The following is a 17,010-nucleotide window of genomic DNA, read 5'->3' as shown; positions in this document are numbered from 1 at the left end:
TACCATGGAAGAAACCAACACACAAGCCATAAAACTCACCCAGTACAGCCACGGCGCTGGCTGCGGCTGCAAGATATCCCCCAAAGTGCTCGACACGATCCTGCACACCGACATCCACTACCCCGAAAACGAAAAGCTGCTGGTGGGCAACAGCTCCCGCGACGATGCCGCCGTTTACGACATTGGCAATGGCCGCGCTGTCATCAGCACCACCGACTTTTTCATGCCAATCGTGGATGATGCCTATGACTTCGGACGCATCGCTTCCGCCAACGCCATTTCTGATGTATACGCCATGGGCGGCACACCTACGATGGCCATTGCCGTGCTGGGTTGGCCTATCGATAAACTGGCGCCAGAAGTTGCCAAGCGCGTGATCGAAGGCAGCCGCAGTATCTGTCACGAAGCAGGTATACCGTTGGCTGGCGGCCATAGCATCGACAGTCCAGAGCCGATCTTCGGACTGGCCGTGACCGGTATGCTCGACATCCCGAACCTGAAACGAAACGACACTGCCACCGCCGGCTGCGAGCTATACCTGACCAAGCCGCTCGGCGTAGGCATCCTGACCACCGCTCAAAAGAAAGCCATCCTCAAGCCCGAGCACGTCCACCTGGCGCCACAGCAGATGATGCAGCTGAACAAAATCGGCACAGACCTGGGGCAGTTGCAACAAGTAAAAGCCATGACTGACGTGACGGGTTTTGGCCTGCTGGGCCACCTCTCCGAGATGTGTGAGGGCAGCAACCTGACAGCAGAAATACACTTCGACAGAGTGCCGGTTATACCGCAGGCGTTGGAATACTTGGCTCAAAAAGCTATACCTGGCGGCACGCACCGCAACTTCGACAGCTACGGTCACAAAATAGCCGAGCTCAACCCAGACCAGAAGCACCTGCTCTGCGACCCACAAACCAGTGGTGGCCTGCTGGTCGCCGTAGACCCGATTGGTCGCGAAGAAGTGCTGCAGCTGTTTGAAAAGTACGGTCTGCAACTCCAGCCGCTAGGTGTGCTGCGGGAACGTGACGGCGAAGAGAGGCTGATCCGGGTGGTATAGCGACCGTTTGCGTCTTGCTTCCGTAAGCCTACATTGGTAACTGATAATTGATCCCTGATCTCTGAAAAACATGAAACTACACTACAAGGAAATGGGCCATGGGCAGCCGCTGCTGATCTTGCACGGGCTGTTCGGTACATTGGATAACTGGGCAACCCTGGCCAAGCGACTGTCGGAGCACTACAATGTGTTTCTGGTAGACCTCCGCAACCACGGCCGCTCCCCGCACAGCGAAGAACACGACTACGATGCAATGGCCGAAGATGTGCTACACCTGGTGGACGATCTGCAAATACCTACGCCAGCCATCATGGGGCATTCTATGGGCGGCAAAGTGGCGATGAATTATGCGCTGAAATACCCGACCCGCCTCACCAAGCTGATTGTGGTAGATATTGCCCCGAAGGCTTACCCTCCGCATCACGACGAGATCATCGATGCGCTACAGTCGGTGGACATAAGCAGCGTAACCAGCCGCGGTGAGGTGGATAAACAACTGGCCAAAACGATCTCGCAGGAGGATGTGAGGCTCTTTCTGATGAAGAACCTGTATCGCAAAGAAGACAACACCTTTGGCTGGCGCATGAACCTCGACGCGATTGAGAAGAACTACGATAAGATAGCCGCTCCTATCACCTCCGATATACCTTTCAAGAAAAACACGCTCTTCATCAAAGGCGGCAGGTCCAGGTATATTCTGCCAGAGGATGTATATGGCACTATTGAGCATTTGTTTACGCTCGTAGAAGTCGAAACTATACCTGAAGCCGGCCACTGGGTGCACGCAGAAGCACCTGACAAGGTATACGATCTGGTGACCAGGTTCCTGGATACTGACTAAGCCCGGATCAGGATTCTTAGGATTGTAAAAAAGATTTTCAGGATTGAGTATGACTTTCCAGCATGTTTCTGGTTGTGTAAACTCATACTAACCTGGTAGTCAATCTTCCGGAATAATCGCAAGTGCATAAGCTGTGGTTACAAGCTGCGGCTCATGCTTAAGGTATAGCCACAGGTATAACTTCGCAACTTCCAACCATCAGCCATTCAACACTTAAAAGCCTCATGAAAAAAACCGGCACACTATACCTTATACCTACTGTACTGGCAGACGACACCGCCGATCAGGTGATATCGCCACAAGTGAAGGACACGGTTGATCGCCTAAACTATTTCATTGTAGAGAATCTGCGCACCGCCCGCCGCTTTGTCAAAAGCATTTGTCCGGAACTGGTGATTGAGCAACTCAATTTTGTGCAGGTAGATAAGGATGCCACACCAGCACAGGTACAAGCCTCTCTGAAGCCACTGCTGGAGCAAGGTATAGACGCTGGTATTATTTCGGAAGCAGGGTGCCCAGGTATAGCCGACCCCGGGGCTGAGGTGGCCAGGTATGCGCATCAGAAAGATATACGGGTAGTGCCTTTTGCCGGCCCATCAGCTATTCTGCTCAGCCTGATGGCCAGTGGTTTCAACGGGCAGCGCTTTGCTTTTCATGGCTATCTGCCTATCGAGAAAGGGCCACGGCTACAGGCACTGCGAAACCTGGAGAAGGAGATGCTACAGCGGGACCAGACCCAGATTTTCATGGAGACACCCTACCGCAATAATAAACTGCTCGAAGACCTTGTGCAAACCCTCAGCGGAGGTACCCGTCTCTGCATTGCGGCCAACATCACCTCGCCTGAGCATGAACTCATCCAAACCAAAACCATTGCCGAGTGGAAAGGCAAGCTGCCAGATATTCACAAGCAACCGGCTGTGTTTCTGATTTATAAGTGATTTGCCTGAAGGCACATCTTACTAAGACCTGCTTTTAAGGTAAGATATACCTGAAATACAGCATTTTCATCACCAGCCTTCAGGTATAATCGGGGTTGCATTCTTCATTACCCGGCAATCATCAGGGTAACGGAACGGGATGACAGGGTAGTCAATATCATTGCGCAGGATGGTTACTTGTTTTGAGGTGACCCCGGACACATCGAAAAAGCCTATCACCTGCTCACTCGTATTATTCACACTGGTTATATTCCCTTTTACTTCAGCCGGCGGCGGATCAAACACAGTACCTGTGGCCAGCTTTTGCTGCTCCAGAATCCGAAAGAAATTGTAAGCATCTTCACTAATCGAATGCTGGTATAGCGTCAGCTTGTTCTTCACCCCCAAATATTTCTCGAAAGGTATGAAGAGCACATTTTGACGAAGGACATTCTTTCCATTGGTCAAGCGGTCATCTATCACTTTGAGTTGTTCCAGGTTTTCTTCCAGAAAGCATTGCGTACAACAATCTTTTGGAGCGGGAAGTCCTGTGAAGGGATGAATGTAATCCTGTGGCTGAGTTCGGACCTCGTACTGGGTAGCAAAGGACCATCGTAAAAAATTCTTCTCTTCTACCGGATCCTTGTAATCTACTAATACATTATAGCCCGGCAGCAACTGCTTTTCGCGCTCTCCCGGAAAGGCGAACGTCTGCTCAGTAACCTCAAACTGGATCGAGTCTATTGCTATCGGCTCCCGCATAACAACCGACTCAGATTGGTAGAGTTGGTCGCCTACTGTGATGTTGAGCGTATAAGTACGCCCTGGAACTCCCTTTGCTTCGCCAAAAGTGGATGCATAATAGTACCCTGCCTTATCATAAAAGAACTGGTACAACTCCCCTTCATTACTTATTACAGTTACAATCGCCCTTTCTTCAAACTCATTGTAGGGAGAGGAGTGTGGCTGAGAATAACTTAGCCGCACAAAGTTCAAACTCGCTTCATTTGTAAAGTAACCTTCTACCACCAGGTGCTTTCTTTGAGTGCTCAGATCCGTATCGACCGGGTCGATGCAGCTGGTGAAAAGTAGCAGGAGAAAAAATGGCAGCAACCTTCTTAGCATACGCATTAAAATTTCACATTAAAATTAATTGAAGGTATAGGAGCCCCGATAACGGCTAGTTTATACGCCCCCGGCGCTTCTCCATAGTAGTGCTGGTAGAGCATAGAGTAAGCATTTTTCCTGCCATACAGGTTGTAAACAGAAAAGCTGCCACTATACTCTGCCTTACCTCTTTTGATAATTTCACGATTCAAGGACACATCCAGGCGGTGATAGTCAGGCATTCGCTCCTGATTTCGGCCGGAATAGTTGGCAAAGATCTGCCCTTGGTACCAATACCAGGAATCCGCTACGGTAACGGGTCTGCCGGTGGTATAAGTAAAGTTTGCCGTCACTTTCCATTTGGGCCAGAGATGATAATCGGCAAATATGTTCAGATTGATCGGTTTGTCATAATTAGACGGATAAGCTTTTCCATCGTTAATGGTTTCTGCTTCGGTTATACCTGCTATCTTTCTAAATGACCTTGAGTAAGTCAGACTGACCCATCCTGTAAGTCGTCCCTGGTTCTTTTTTAACATCCATTCAGAACCGTAGGCGTTTCCGTCTCCGAATAACAGATCCGACTCAAGTGTGGGGTTCAGGAGTAGCGTTGCGCCATCTTTGTAATCGATCTGGTTATAAAGCTTTTTGTAGTATACCTCCCAACTGAAGTCATACCACTTTTCATCACTTGTATAGAAATATCCTAAAGCCAACTGGTCTGCTACCTGCGGCTCGATGTAATTGTTCGAGAGCTTCCAGACATCTACCGGCGTAATGGCGGCGGTGTTTGAGATAAGCTGAATGTACTGTCTGGTTCTGCTATAGCCTGCTTTTAAAGATGTATTGCCATTTAAGGAGTACTTAAAAGATGCGCGTGGCTCAAGCCCGGAATAAGTCTGCACCACCTTCCCCGTACCATAGGATAGCGTGTCGATGATATTCACATCACTCCTGGGCATCCCTTCTGCATAAACATAAATATCTGAAGGCCCGATCTTAGCAAACCGAGAAAAACGCAACCCTACAGACATGGACAGCCTGTCAGTCAGTGTCATTTCATCATTAATGTAGACGGATGATTCATATCCTTTATCGCTTTCCAGGCGCCGCCGGTTGAGGCTGGAACTGCCGTATGGCACTAATTGTCCTGGCTGAATCTCGTATAAAGTTGCATCGGCCCCAAAGTCAAGCGCATGGTTATCGAGCCCGAAATACCCGAAGTCAAGCTTCACCTGCGTCAGGTCTATACCTGAGTTAAGCGCAAATTCTTCTCCAATCGAAATGCCTTCGACTTTGTTTGAGTAGTGGCTTTTAACCAGCGTGGCTATACCTGAAAAGTTGTTGTTGAAAAGGTGGCTCCACTTAAGTGTTCCCAGCGTATTCTTCCACTGGTAAGTCGTATCATTCGGAAACTTGAAACCGTCCGCGCTATGGTATCCAGAGAAACTGACAGTATTCTTTGCGTTCAGTTTGTACTTAAATTTCAGGTTGCCATCATAGAAATGACCGGAGCTGTTCTTGATATTCCGGTTGGGGAAGAGCTTCATAATGTAGCTTGGAAACGCCCCTCTAAAAGCAACCAGAAATGTGAGTTTATCAGATAGCGGCCCATCCATACTAAACTTCCCCGAAATGGGGGACAGGCCGATCTCATACTTCATTTTTTCCTCGTTCCCATCCCGAAGGCTTACATCCAGAATAGAAGAAATTCTGCCTCCATACCTGGCAGATATACCGCTTCGATGCAGTTCATAACTCTTAAGAATATCTGGATTGTAGACAGAGTAGAAGCCGAACAAATGGTTGGCATTAAACAGAGGGGCATCGTCCATCAGCACAAGGTTCTGGTCGGCACTGCCACCACGTACGAAAAAGCCCGATGTTCCCTCTCCTGCATTTACAACTCCGGGCAACGCAGAAACACTTCGCATCACGTCAGCTTCTCCCAGTAGCTTCGGCATACGTGTCAGCATCTTCTGATCGATGAACGAACTGCCCATCTGAGTGCTGTTAATATCTGTGACAGGCCTGCTTGTGATCTCTACCTCTTTCAGTTTGAAGTTGACACGCACCAGCGTTAACTCGATCTCCTTATCACCGGCTACGGTAACTGTTTCGCGGAGCGGTGCCATCCCGATATACTGGCAGGTAATTTCGTAACTACCTTTCTCCAGCAGCAACGAAAAGCGTCCCTGCTTATCTGTAACCACACCTTTATCACCTGGCTTAATCACTAAAAAAGCCCCCTCAAGTCTTTCTCCCCAAGCCCCTCTCACGGTGCCAGACAACTTGTACTGCCTGCCATCTGCAGACTGAGCCCATGCATTAATAGAGGAGATAAGCAGCAAAAGAAGCAAAGCAACTACGTTCCGAGGCATATAAGGTGAGATAATGTAGCAATAACTTTTAAATATACAGAGTTTAGACATTCAATTACCATGAGCTATAAAAAGCTTTTCAAAAAAATGCTGGATTACTTCACACTTCCCTTCAATCGATCCGAACTTCATGCCGAACCTTTTTCCCTCGCTAAAACTTCTTCTCATCAACAACTCATCCTGGCACCACCGACATGTCAGTTCTCATAAAAGAAAAGGTCTCCGGATTCCGGAGACCTTTGCCAATGAAGAAGACTACTACCTAGTATTCTTAAACTAAATTAATTAATAAATTATTTTCTATTGAGCATCCCAGAACAGACGGGTTGAGCTCTGGTCACCACCGATTGCTGATGAAGCAGAAGTATAGTTTGACGGGTTAAGCGTCTGCTCGTTTACTGGGTAGATCAATCTTGTCGGAACAGTCAGTCCGTCTACCGGAGGAAGGAGCGTTGGCGCATCCAGTCTTCTCCAGGTTACCCATGCATCGTAGCCGCGGTTGTATAGCGCGATCCACTCCTGCGTACCAATCTTCTGTTTCCAGTCGCCAGGAGCAGAAGCGTAGCTTACGCTTGGCTGCTGCAGGTAAGCAGTAGCCTGAGCTTCTGTACCGCCCCAGTATGTAATGGAAGCTGTAACACCTTTATTGTAGTGCTCTGCAGCAGTACCACCTACGTTATAACCTCTTTCTACAGCTTCAGCCAGCAGGAATTCTACTTCAGCATAGTCAAGCAGAAGAGCTTCGAAAGTAGGATCAGCAACCTTAGCGCTTACAGTAGAGAAGTCAGTGAAAGTGTTAGGGAAACCATATCTGCCACCTTTAAACTGGCCACCAACTTGCGAGAAGTAGAACTCTCTTCTTGGGTCGTTGCGCTCGTTCATGGCGTCAACCAATGTGTTAGCAGCAACATAGTCTTCACGAGTTGAAAGTGGGCCCTTCACGTTAGAAGAGATTGGGTTGTTGTTTGGTGGAGCAGACAGGTATCCGAAGGCTGCATTCTCAGCATTGCTTGAAATAACGCCACCTGCATCTGCTGCCGTTGCTGATTCTGCCAACGCTTTCGCTTTTGCATTGTCAACATCAGCTACTACCATACCTAACTTCAGCTTCAAAGAGTTGCCAAATTTAAGCCAACGCTGCATGTTACCACCGTACAGGATGTCACCACTACCGGTAAATCCGGCAGAAGAAGTGTTAATCTGATCTACAGCGGTTTCAAGACGAGACAGGATGTCGTTGTAAATAGCCTGCGCATCGTCATAAACAGGCAATGCATTTTGAGAGTTAAGTGCCTCTGTGTAAGGAACGTCACCAAATGTGTTTACCAATACAGACCAGGTATACACTTCCATGATCTCTACCTGAGCCAGCTGGTTTTGTTTAACACCTTCCGTAAGCGTCTCATCCTCGTTGATGATTCTCTTCGCTTCGGCAAAGTCCGCCAGCACATCGCGGTACAGGGTTGTCCACATACTCTGCGGAATTGTACGTGATGTCATGTTATAGCGTGGCTCATCCAGGTACTGTGTGGATGTCCAGTGCTGCACATAAAAACGGTAGTTGTTCGTGTTAACGTTGGGTGTCGTCAGCACGTCTGTCAGGTTCTTAGTTGCACCCGTGAACAGGGTAACAGCCGGAACCACTGTAGCTTGCTTCTGGTCGACATTATACTCGTCCAGATCATCTACGCATGATGCCAAAAACACCATCGAGAATAAGCATATGATAAGTTTCTTCATTTTCTGATATTTTAGAAATTTAATTTAACGTTGAAGCCATAAGTTCTAACAGCTGGATAAGCACCAGACTGATATCCTCTACCAGCGTTACCAGAGCTCAAACCTTCTTCAGGATCTGAGTACTCCATGTTCTTGTGGATGATCCATAAGTTACGGCCGATCAACTGAAGGTCAACACCTTTTACAAAACCCAGGTTCCCGATAACTGACTCAGGTAGAGCATAAGAAAGAGCAACTTCTCTCAGCTTCACGAAGCTACCGTCAAACACATACATCGCGAGCGGAGCACCTTCGTAGTCGTTGGCAGCGTAGCCATAAGGCGTCATGCCGTCACCATCCTGGTTCTCACCGTAGATGTCGTTTTGAGTACCGTCTTCTTTAACACCTGGCAGCAATACACCACCACCATCTGCAACCGGATCACGAGAAGGATTTCCTCTGTCGTTCAGGCCGGCAGTGTGAGCATACAAACCTGTAGATTCACCATACCACTGGTCAAGAGAAAATACATCACCACCATGGCGCACATCGATCAGGAAGCCTAATGACAGACCTTTGTATGTCAGTGTGTTGTTGAAACCACCAGTCCAGTCTGGGTTTGGATCGCCGATTATCTCGTCTGATCTGTCAGATACCAGGTAGTATCCGTTTTCTCCAACTGTTTTCTGACCATTTGTGTAAATAAAGTCAGTGCCTCGGATAACACCGTAAGGCTGACCAATGGCAGCGTTAAGCGATACACCACCCTGGAAAGAAGCAAGTGACAGGTTCCGCACGTCTTCGTACAGGCTCAGCACCTTGTTTCTGTTACGGGCGAAGTTGAAGTTCATGGTCCAGGTGAAATCTCCTGTTTGGATTGGAGTAACGAAAGCAGCTACCTCAAAACCTTTGTTTTCTACCTCACCGGCGTTTACGTAACGGCTTGTGTAGCCGGAAGCAGCCGTCTGGCTAACTGGCATGATCTGGTCGATCTGGTTTTCCTTGTACACTGTCAGGTCGAAACCGAACAGGTTGTTGAAGAACTCAGCCTCTATACCTGCTTCCATACTCTTCTTTCTTTCTGGCTTCAGAGTAGGGTTGTTCTTGGTGCTTGGAAGCGAGAAGATCGGAGTAGAGCCAAAACCAGTAGGCTTGGTATACACATCGTAGATACTCAATGGCGGTGCATCGTTACCTACTTCGGCATAGTTCACTCTCACTTTACCGTGTGATAACCAGGAAGTTTCCATGAGGTTAGAGAAGATCACGTTAAGACCGGCAGCTGGATAGAAGTAAGCGTTGTCGCCTTCTGGAAGCGTAGTAGACTTATCCTGACGGGCAGAAAGCTCCATGAAGTAAGTGTCTCTGAAACCAAAGTTCACGTTGGCAAAAATACCGTCAACACCTCTGCGGGTTAACGTTTCAGTCGGAGGGTTTACAGGGCTAACAGAGTTAGAGATAGAGTACAGTTTTGGAACAACCAGACCACCGTTTGTCGCTGTAAAGATAGATTCAGCACGGTCTCTGCGAATGTTACCACCTAACAAACCTGTAAAGCTTAACTCTTCAGAGATATCTTTGTTGAAATTCAACATCAGGTCGAAGTTGGTCTCATTAAATTCTCTGTTGTATCTGGAGTAGCTACTCAGACCAGCACTACCAACAGCAACGCGCTCTTCCTGCATGTCGTTCGTAGTGTTGAAAGAGGCTCTACCCATTGCGCTCATCCAATCTGTAATTTTGTAATTAACAGTTGCATAACCATAGATGTTATCTCTGCTGTCGTTAGAGTAGTTCTCGTACTGTGTCCAGTATGGGTTGTCAGAGTAAATAGGGCCTGTGTTAGAGCTGTTCCAGTTCCAGGTAATGTTCTGGCGGTTTCTGAAGTAAGCGTCTTTCATCTCCTCCATGTCCACGTTGGTCTGGAACCACTGTCTGAACTGCTGGTTAGGGTTAGTACCGCTATAACCAGTTCCATATCTACCCATACCTACTGTACGGGTATAGTTACCAGAAGCAGAGACTGTCAATCTATCAGTAGCTTCGTAAGAAGCATTGAAGTTGAACATGTCTTTGTCTATATTAGAGTTAGGCAGGTTACCTTTAATGTCGTTACGGGTATAACCTAAGTTAAAGGTTGTTTTATCGCCGCCACCATTAACTACAACGCTCTGGTTAGAGTTAAGGCCAGTTCGGAAGAAAGCAGTAGCGTCATTTTCAGCAGCTACCCAAGGTCTGGTTCTGCCAAAGTTTGGATGAAGCGGGTCGATTGCATCCCACTGGTATACCTGCAGGTTCGGGTCGAATTTTGGACCGTAGGAAGCATCATCCTGGAAACGAACAACTGGTGCTACACCACTGCCCAGATCGTTAGATGCACGGAAGCCCTGGAAATAACCGCCGCCGTACTCTTTCTGGTATTTCACATAAGTGCTCTTATCGATATTGCTCCAAGTAACACCGCTGTTTACAGCAACGCTCAGGCTATTTTTAGCACCTTTCTTGGTCGTAATCATAATAACACCGTTTGCTGCGCGCGAACCATAAAGCGCTGTTGCAGCAGCACCTTTCAGTACGTTCACAGACTCAATGTTATCAGGGTTCAAGTCAGCTGCAGCGTTACCAAAGTCAGCACCACCACGGCCAGTAGCCTGGTTAGAACCATTGTTGTTGGCATTACTTACAGGCACACCGTCAATAACGAAAAGGGCCTGGTTGTTACCAGTTAGTGAAGAATAACCACGGATGATAACGTTAGTAGAACCACCCATGGTGTTGTTGGTTCTGATATCCAGACCAGCAACTTTACCTGACAGTGAGTTTACTACGTTTTCATTTCTGGCACGTGTAATTTGGTCTCCGCTAACTTCCTGAGCTGAATATGCCAGCTCGTTTCTGTTACGCTCGATACCAAGGGCAGTAACTACCACCTCACCTAACTGGCGGGTATCAGTTCCCAAAGACACGTTTATAGTAGATTCGTTACCGATCGGCCGCTCAATTGTCTGATAACCAATAAATCGGAAAACAAGGGTGGTGCCGCCTTCCGGCACATTTACAGTATAAGTACCGTCTGCCCCCGAGGCAGTACCCACTGATGTGCCTTTCACCAGGACTGTAACCCCTGGCAGCGGCTGTTTAGTACTAGCGTCTGTCACCGTACCGGTGATTGCCCTGACTTGCGCCATCGCCTCTTGGATAAAGGCCGACACAAGCAGCAGGCATAGCATTAGAATTTTTTTCATTGCGCTGTTTGTTTAGGTAAGAATTAATTCAAATTGGTTAAGGTGTTATTTTGTCACTGCGCTGGCTAGCAGCTTCAGTTCGTTTGTTTTATATGAAACATGAGCTCAGGCTCACTTTATCTGTTGATCACCTCCTTCTTCTATCACTTTCCTCCGTTCCCTATCTCTCGTGCTGATCAATGCCGTTGACAGAAAGGCCCTCTGCAGCAGGCTCCTGCCCTGATTCACCTAAATTGCTGGAGCCAGCATATTAAGAGTACAGAAGCACGACCCTGAAAAGAAGATTATCTTCAACAAATCATTGTATCAGATACCGAAAAATCTAAACTAAATTATAAAATTTATAAAAATATGAACACAGCCGTAGCCAGAGCAGACAGTATAAGCCTGAAAACAACAGTCAGATAACCTTAAAAACAGGTTATGGTAATCGATAAATACTTAGGAGGCCGCTAATTTACCTGCAATTGGTAAGCGGCGGTGAGATAAGAATAGCTCTAGGAGTAGTAGAGTTCTTTTCATTATTTTATTTGTTTAAGGTGAGAGATGTTCAATTTTAAAGAATGTTTTCGGCTTTCACAAATATTTAGTGCGTTTTTTAACCTCAAAAGCAAATCTTAACCATCTTCCCAGCGTCTCTTAGGGATCTGATTTCATCCTAATCTGAGCAAATCGGTAAAAGCTCCTCCTTATACGGACATATATGGGAAAGGATAAATTTATTCAATACTATAGTAGAAAAATTAAATTTTTAAAACATAAGACAAACAAAATCAAGTTCTTAGCTTCTTTGGTGTTAAAGATGAGAACACGATAAAGCTAGGCGTACTCTACTTCCTGTTCCAAATGTAAAAACCCGAACTAACAACCACACAATAAACTGTAAATCAGTAATTTATAACTTGACACCTATTATCAGAAAAGAAAAATGCCCCCGAAGCTCGGGGGCATTTTCTGCAGAAAACTACTATCAAGTTTATCTTCTATACATTCGGTCTGCCGCTATCGCACATCCCAGAATAGCTTCGTAGAGCTTTCGTCTCCTCCTATTGCCGATGCCGCTGCTCCACGATTAGTTGGGTTCAACGTCTGCTCGTTAACAGGATAGATCAATCTTGTTGGTACAATCAGTCCTTCCACCGGTGGTGCCAGGGTTGGTGCATCCAATCTTCTCCAGGTTAACCATGCCTCATAACCGCGGTTGAAAAAGGCAATCCAGGCTTGTGTACCAATTTTTTGTCTCCAGTCACCGGGAGCAGTAGCGTAGTTAACCCCAGGTTGAGCCAAATAAGCGGTTACCTCAGCTTCTGTTCCACCCCAATCTAAGATGGATGCTCTGATAGCTGCATTGTAATGTTCAGCAGCGGGCTCAGCAATAAAGCCTCTTTCTGCAGCCTCTGCCAACAGGAACTCAACTTCAGCGTAGTCCAACAATACCCCACGGAAATCAAGTGCCGCCACTTTCTCACTTACAGTAGAGTTATCTTCATAATTGTTGGCAAAGCCAACTCTGCCGCCTACAAACTGTCCGTCAACATCTGTAAAGTATTGCGGCCTTCTAGGGTCATTCAGCGCATTCATCACATCAACCAATGTGCTGGCTGCTATAAAGTCTTCCCTCGCCGAAAGCGGACCTGTCACGTTATCAGAAATGGGGTTGTTGTTCGGGGTTGCAGCCGTGTAAGGGAATGTTGCATTATCGGCGTTACTTTGGAACACATTTGGCGCTGCTTCCGCTACAAGCGTTCTGGCTTTAGCTTCATCAACATCGGCTATCACCATGGCTAACCGCAGCTTCAAAGAGTTACCAAACTTAATCCATTGCGCCATATCTCCATTATAAAGCACATCTCCTTCTCCAAATCCATCTTCCTCAGTATTGATAAGACCAAGAGCCATGTCAAGGCGTTCTAGGATATCGTTGTAAATCACCTGGTCATCATCATAAACTGGCTGCGTATTGCTCGGATCAAGCGCCTCGGTATAAGGAATATCACCAAAAGAAGTTACCAGCACTGACCAGGTATATACCTCCATAATCTCAACTTGAGCCAACTGGTTATTTTTCACTACCGGGTCTATCGTCTCATTAGCGACTAACAATCTTTTAGACTCTTTCAAGTCAGCGAGTACGTCCCGGTAAAGCGCATTCCAGAAGTTCTGAGGAATCAAACGGCCAGTCATGTTATACCTCGGCTCCTCCACATATTGCGTCGTAGCCCAGTGCTGCACATACAACCTGATGTTGTTCGTGTTTACGTTCGGGGTAGTCAACACATCCGTCAGGCCTAGCAATGCATTGGTGAACAGCGTGGCAGCCGGGACATCGGTGGCCCGCTTCGTGTCAATATTATATTCATCCAGGTCGTCTACGCACGCTGCCATAAATACCAGCGTGAATAAGCATATGATAAGTTTCTTCATCTCTTGATAGTTTAGAAGTTAAATCTGACGTTAAATCCGTAGTTTCTGAAGGCAGGGTATGCGCCAGACTGATACCCTCTTGATGCGTTACCTGAACTCAAGCCTTCTTCCGGATCAGAGTATTCCATGTTCTTGTGGATGATCCACAGGTTTCGGCCAATCAGTTGTAATTCAACTCCTTTAATAAAGCCGATATTTTCTATTAAAGTCTGTGGCAAGGCATAGGAAATAGCAACTTCTCTCAACTTCACGAAACTGCCGTCGAATACATACATTGCCCTCGGGGCCTCTATACCACCGGCAGCATATCCGAAAGGAGTATTTCCGTTGCCGTCTGTATTCTCTGCATACACATCGTTAGGGGTGCCATCTTCTTTCACGCCGGGCAGCAGTACACCACCACCTTCAGCTACCGGAAGACGAGAAGGGTTTCCTTTGTCGTTTACCCCTGCAGAATTCGGATACAGGCCTGTTGCTTCGCCATACCACTGGTCAAGAGAGAACACATCGCCACCATGACGCACATCTACCAGGAAGCCGAGCGATAGACCTTTAAAGGTTAGGGTGTTGTTAACCCCACCAGTCCAGTCCGGGTTCGGATCACCGATAATGTCAGCTGCGTTGCCAGAGTTTATGTAGTACCCGTCGGAGTTTACTGTCTTCTGTCCGTTCGTGTAGACGAAGTCAGTGCCCCTGATCACACCAAATGGATGACCGACAGCGGCGTTCAGAGATACACCACCCTGGAAAGTGGCAAGTGGAATGTTCTGAACATCCTGGTACAGACTAAGGACTTCACTTCGGTTACGGGCGAAGTTGATATTGATGTTCCATGAGAAATCTCCTGACTGAACAGGTGTAGCAAAAGCAGCCACCTCAAAACCATTGTTTTCTACTTCCCCGGCATTCACCCACTGTGCGGTGTAGCCCGTAGCACCAGTTGTAGATACGTTGATGATCTGGTCTACTGTGCTTGAACGATAATAGGTGAAGTCAAACCCAAACAGGCTATTGAAGAAATCTGCCTCAATACCAGCTTCAAAGCTCTTGGTTCTTTCTGGCTTCAGGTCCTCGTTGTTTTTAGTGTTCGGTATAGAGAAGAGTGGAATTGAGCCTAATCCTGTTGGCTGTGTGTACACATCGAAGATACTAAATGCCGGAGCACTGTTGCCTACCTCGGCATAGTTTACTCTAAGCTTACCACCTGACAGCCAGGGTACTTGGAGAAGATTAGAGAACACCACGTTTCCAGCTATAGACGGATAGAAGTATGAGTTGTCTCCTTCTGGCAATGTTGTGGATTTATCCCGACGGGCAGAAAGCTCAAGGAAGTAGGTGTCTCTGAAGCCGAAGTTGGCATTTGCAAAAATGCCATCAACACCTACGCGCTCAAAGTTTTCGATAGGAGCAGTGATGGGGTTAACTGAGTTTGAGAGCGTGTATAGTCTTGGTACAACAAGGCCACCATTCGTACTTGCTCTTATATCTCTGAGGCGGTTTCTGCGCAGGTTGGTTCCAATCAAACCATTCAGGCTAATATCTTCCGTAATATCCCTGTTGAAGTTTAAGAAGAGGTCATAGTTGGTTTCATTGAACTCCCGGTCATATCGCTCATATTCACTCACGTCAGCACTTCCTACGGCCACACGTTCTTCCTGCATATCTGTGGTTGTGTTGTATGTGACTCTGCCCATTAAGTTTAACCAGTCCGTAAACTTGTAGGTAGCAGTTACATAGCCATAGAAGTTGTCTCTGGCATCATTAGAGTAGTTCTCGAATCTGGACCAGTAGGGGTTGTCAGAATAGATAGGGCCAGTGTTTGCCGCATTCCAGTTCCAGGTAATGTTCTGGCGGTTTCTGAAATAGGCAGCTTCCTGCTCTTCAATATCTACGTTGGTTTGCCACCACTGCCTGAACTGCTGGTTAGGGTTACGACCTTGGTAACCTGTGCCATACCTACCCACACCTACTGTGCGCGAATAATTGGCAGAAGCACTTACCGATATCTTCTCAGTTGCCTCAAAAGAACCCGTAAAGTTAAAAAGGTCTTTATCAAGCGTTGCATTGGGCAGGTTGCCTTTAATATCGTTTCGGGTATAGCCTACATTAAAAGTAGTTTTATCGCCACCACCGCTTATCATAATACTCTGGTTAGAGTTGACACCAGTTTCATAAAAATCACGGGGGTCATTCGCAGCAGCTACCCAGGGCCTTGTCTGTCCAAAGTTGGGGTGGAGCGGATCAATAGCGTCCCATTGGTATACCTGCAGGTTCGGGTCGAATCTAGGCCCATAGGAAGCATCATCCTGAAAACGAACGACCGGCGCAACGCCGCTACCCAGGTCAGCTGAGGTACGGAACGCCTGGGAATAGCCTGCTCCATATTCTTTCTGGTAGTCAACGTAAGTGCTCCTGTCCATCGTGCTCCAGGTAACACCACTATTAACTGTAATGTTGAGGCTGTTCTTCGCGCCTTTCTTGGTCGTGATCATGATAACGCCGTTTGCTGCGCGCGAACCATAAAGCGCTGTTGCGGCAGCACCTTTCAGCACGTTCACAGATTCAATGTTATCAGGGTTCAAGTCGGCGGCAGCGTTACCAAAGTCAGTTCCCGTCCTACCAGACTGCTGATCGGCAGTGTTGGTATTGGCATTACTTACCGGCACGCCGTCAATTACAAACAGCGCCTGGTTGTTACCTGTGATGGACTTGTTACCACGAATGATTACGTTCGTAGATCCACCCATCGTGTTGTTGGAACGGATATCAAGACCGGCCACTTTACCTGAGAGGGAATTCACGAAGTCGGCAGGCCTGGTGCGCGTAATCTGCTCACCACTTACCTGCTGCGCAGAGTAAGCCAGCTCATTCTTATTTCGCTCGATACCCAGTGCTGTTACCACAACTTCTCCGAGTTGTTCTGTGGCTAGAGGGAGTGCTACGTTAATAGTAGTAGCATTTCCAATGGCCCGTTCAGTCGTACGGTAACCAAGGAATCGGAATTCTAAGGTAGTGGCACCATCCGGCACCGTTAAAGAGTAGTTTCCATCGGTACTTGTAGCGGTACCTACGGATGTTCCCTTCACCAGTACCGCTACACCTGGTAGAGGCTGATTTGAGGAAGCGTCCGTCACATTGCCAGTAATAACCCTTCCTTGGGCCAGTACTTGTAGCTGCAACGCAAAGATGAGTAAGAAGCTTATTGCTAGAAGTTTTTTCATCGCTTTCTGGATTTAGTAAAAATCAGAGTATGGTTGGCTTATAGAATTAAAGCCAAGTATCCAGCGCCAGAGTGGCGTCTGTTCAGAAGAAGGCA

Annotated in this window: 9 protein-coding genes; 3 read left to right on the top strand and 6 right to left on the bottom strand. The window is 47.3% G+C overall.

Translation table 11 applies throughout. The features are described from left to right. Window positions 1-4 precede the first annotated feature (4 nt). From selD to K3G39_RS12245, 3 genes are all read left to right on the top strand, one after another. Window positions 5-1,057 carry a selenide, water dikinase SelD gene (gene selD / locus K3G39_RS12255; RefSeq protein WP_220626465.1) on the top strand — a complete coding sequence of 351 codons (1,053 nt, stop codon included), beginning with the start codon at window positions 5-7 and terminating at the stop codon, window positions 1,055-1,057. Window positions 1,058-1,127: 70 nt separating this feature from the next. Further along, window positions 1,128-1,898, top strand: coding sequence for an alpha/beta fold hydrolase (locus K3G39_RS12250; RefSeq protein WP_255594281.1), 771 nt, complete (start codon window positions 1,128-1,130; stop codon window positions 1,896-1,898). A gap of 224 nt (window positions 1,899-2,122) precedes the next feature. Continuing rightward, complete coding sequence (locus K3G39_RS12245) at window positions 2,123-2,839, top strand: SAM-dependent methyltransferase (protein ID WP_220626464.1); 717 nt, start codon at window positions 2,123-2,125, stop codon at window positions 2,837-2,839. Window positions 2,840-2,908: 69 nt separating this feature from the next. On the opposite strand, the gene K3G39_RS12240 is transcribed toward K3G39_RS12245, so the two are convergent. The 6 genes from K3G39_RS12240 to K3G39_RS12215 all read right to left on the bottom strand — a co-directional run bounded on the left by K3G39_RS12240 (window position 2,909) and on the right by K3G39_RS12215 (window position 16,915). After that, window positions 2,909-3,949, bottom strand: a complete 1,041-nt coding sequence (locus K3G39_RS12240; protein WP_220626463.1) for a DUF4249 domain-containing protein — start codon at window positions 3,947-3,949, stop codon at window positions 2,909-2,911. Next, the gene (locus K3G39_RS12235) at window positions 3,949-6,306 is read right to left on the bottom strand and encodes a TonB-dependent receptor domain-containing protein (RefSeq protein ID WP_220626462.1); all 2,358 of its coding nucleotides are present in this window, start codon (window positions 6,304-6,306) and stop codon (window positions 3,949-3,951) included. Before K3G39_RS12235 ends, K3G39_RS12240 begins: the two co-directional genes overlap by 1 nt. A 300-nt stretch (window positions 6,307-6,606) precedes the next feature. Next, entirely contained in the window at window positions 6,607-8,046 is a 1,440-nt protein-coding gene (locus K3G39_RS12230; RefSeq protein ID WP_220626461.1) for a SusD/RagB family nutrient-binding outer membrane lipoprotein, read from the bottom strand. A gap of 11 nt (window positions 8,047-8,057) precedes the next feature. Further along, window positions 8,058-11,270: a SusC/RagA family TonB-linked outer membrane protein gene (locus K3G39_RS12225; RefSeq protein ID WP_220626460.1), complete on the bottom strand. Its 3,213-nt coding sequence runs from the start codon at window positions 11,268-11,270 to the stop codon at window positions 8,058-8,060. Between the two features lie 1,002 nt (window positions 11,271-12,272). Further along, a complete protein-coding gene (locus tag K3G39_RS12220) occupies window positions 12,273-13,694 on the bottom strand; it encodes a SusD/RagB family nutrient-binding outer membrane lipoprotein (RefSeq protein ID WP_220626459.1) in 1,422 nt (473 codons plus the stop codon). A gap of 11 nt (window positions 13,695-13,705) precedes the next feature. Next, window positions 13,706-16,915, bottom strand: a complete 3,210-nt coding sequence (locus K3G39_RS12215) for a SusC/RagA family TonB-linked outer membrane protein (protein ID WP_220626458.1) — start codon at window positions 16,913-16,915, stop codon at window positions 13,706-13,708. Between the last annotated feature and the right edge of the window lie 95 nt (window positions 16,916-17,010).

The organism is Pontibacter sp. HSC-14F20 (assembly GCF_019599265.1).
Classification (GTDB): domain Bacteria; phylum Bacteroidota; class Bacteroidia; order Cytophagales; family Hymenobacteraceae; genus Pontibacter.
This window is presented reverse-complemented; position numbering and strand designations above follow the sequence as displayed.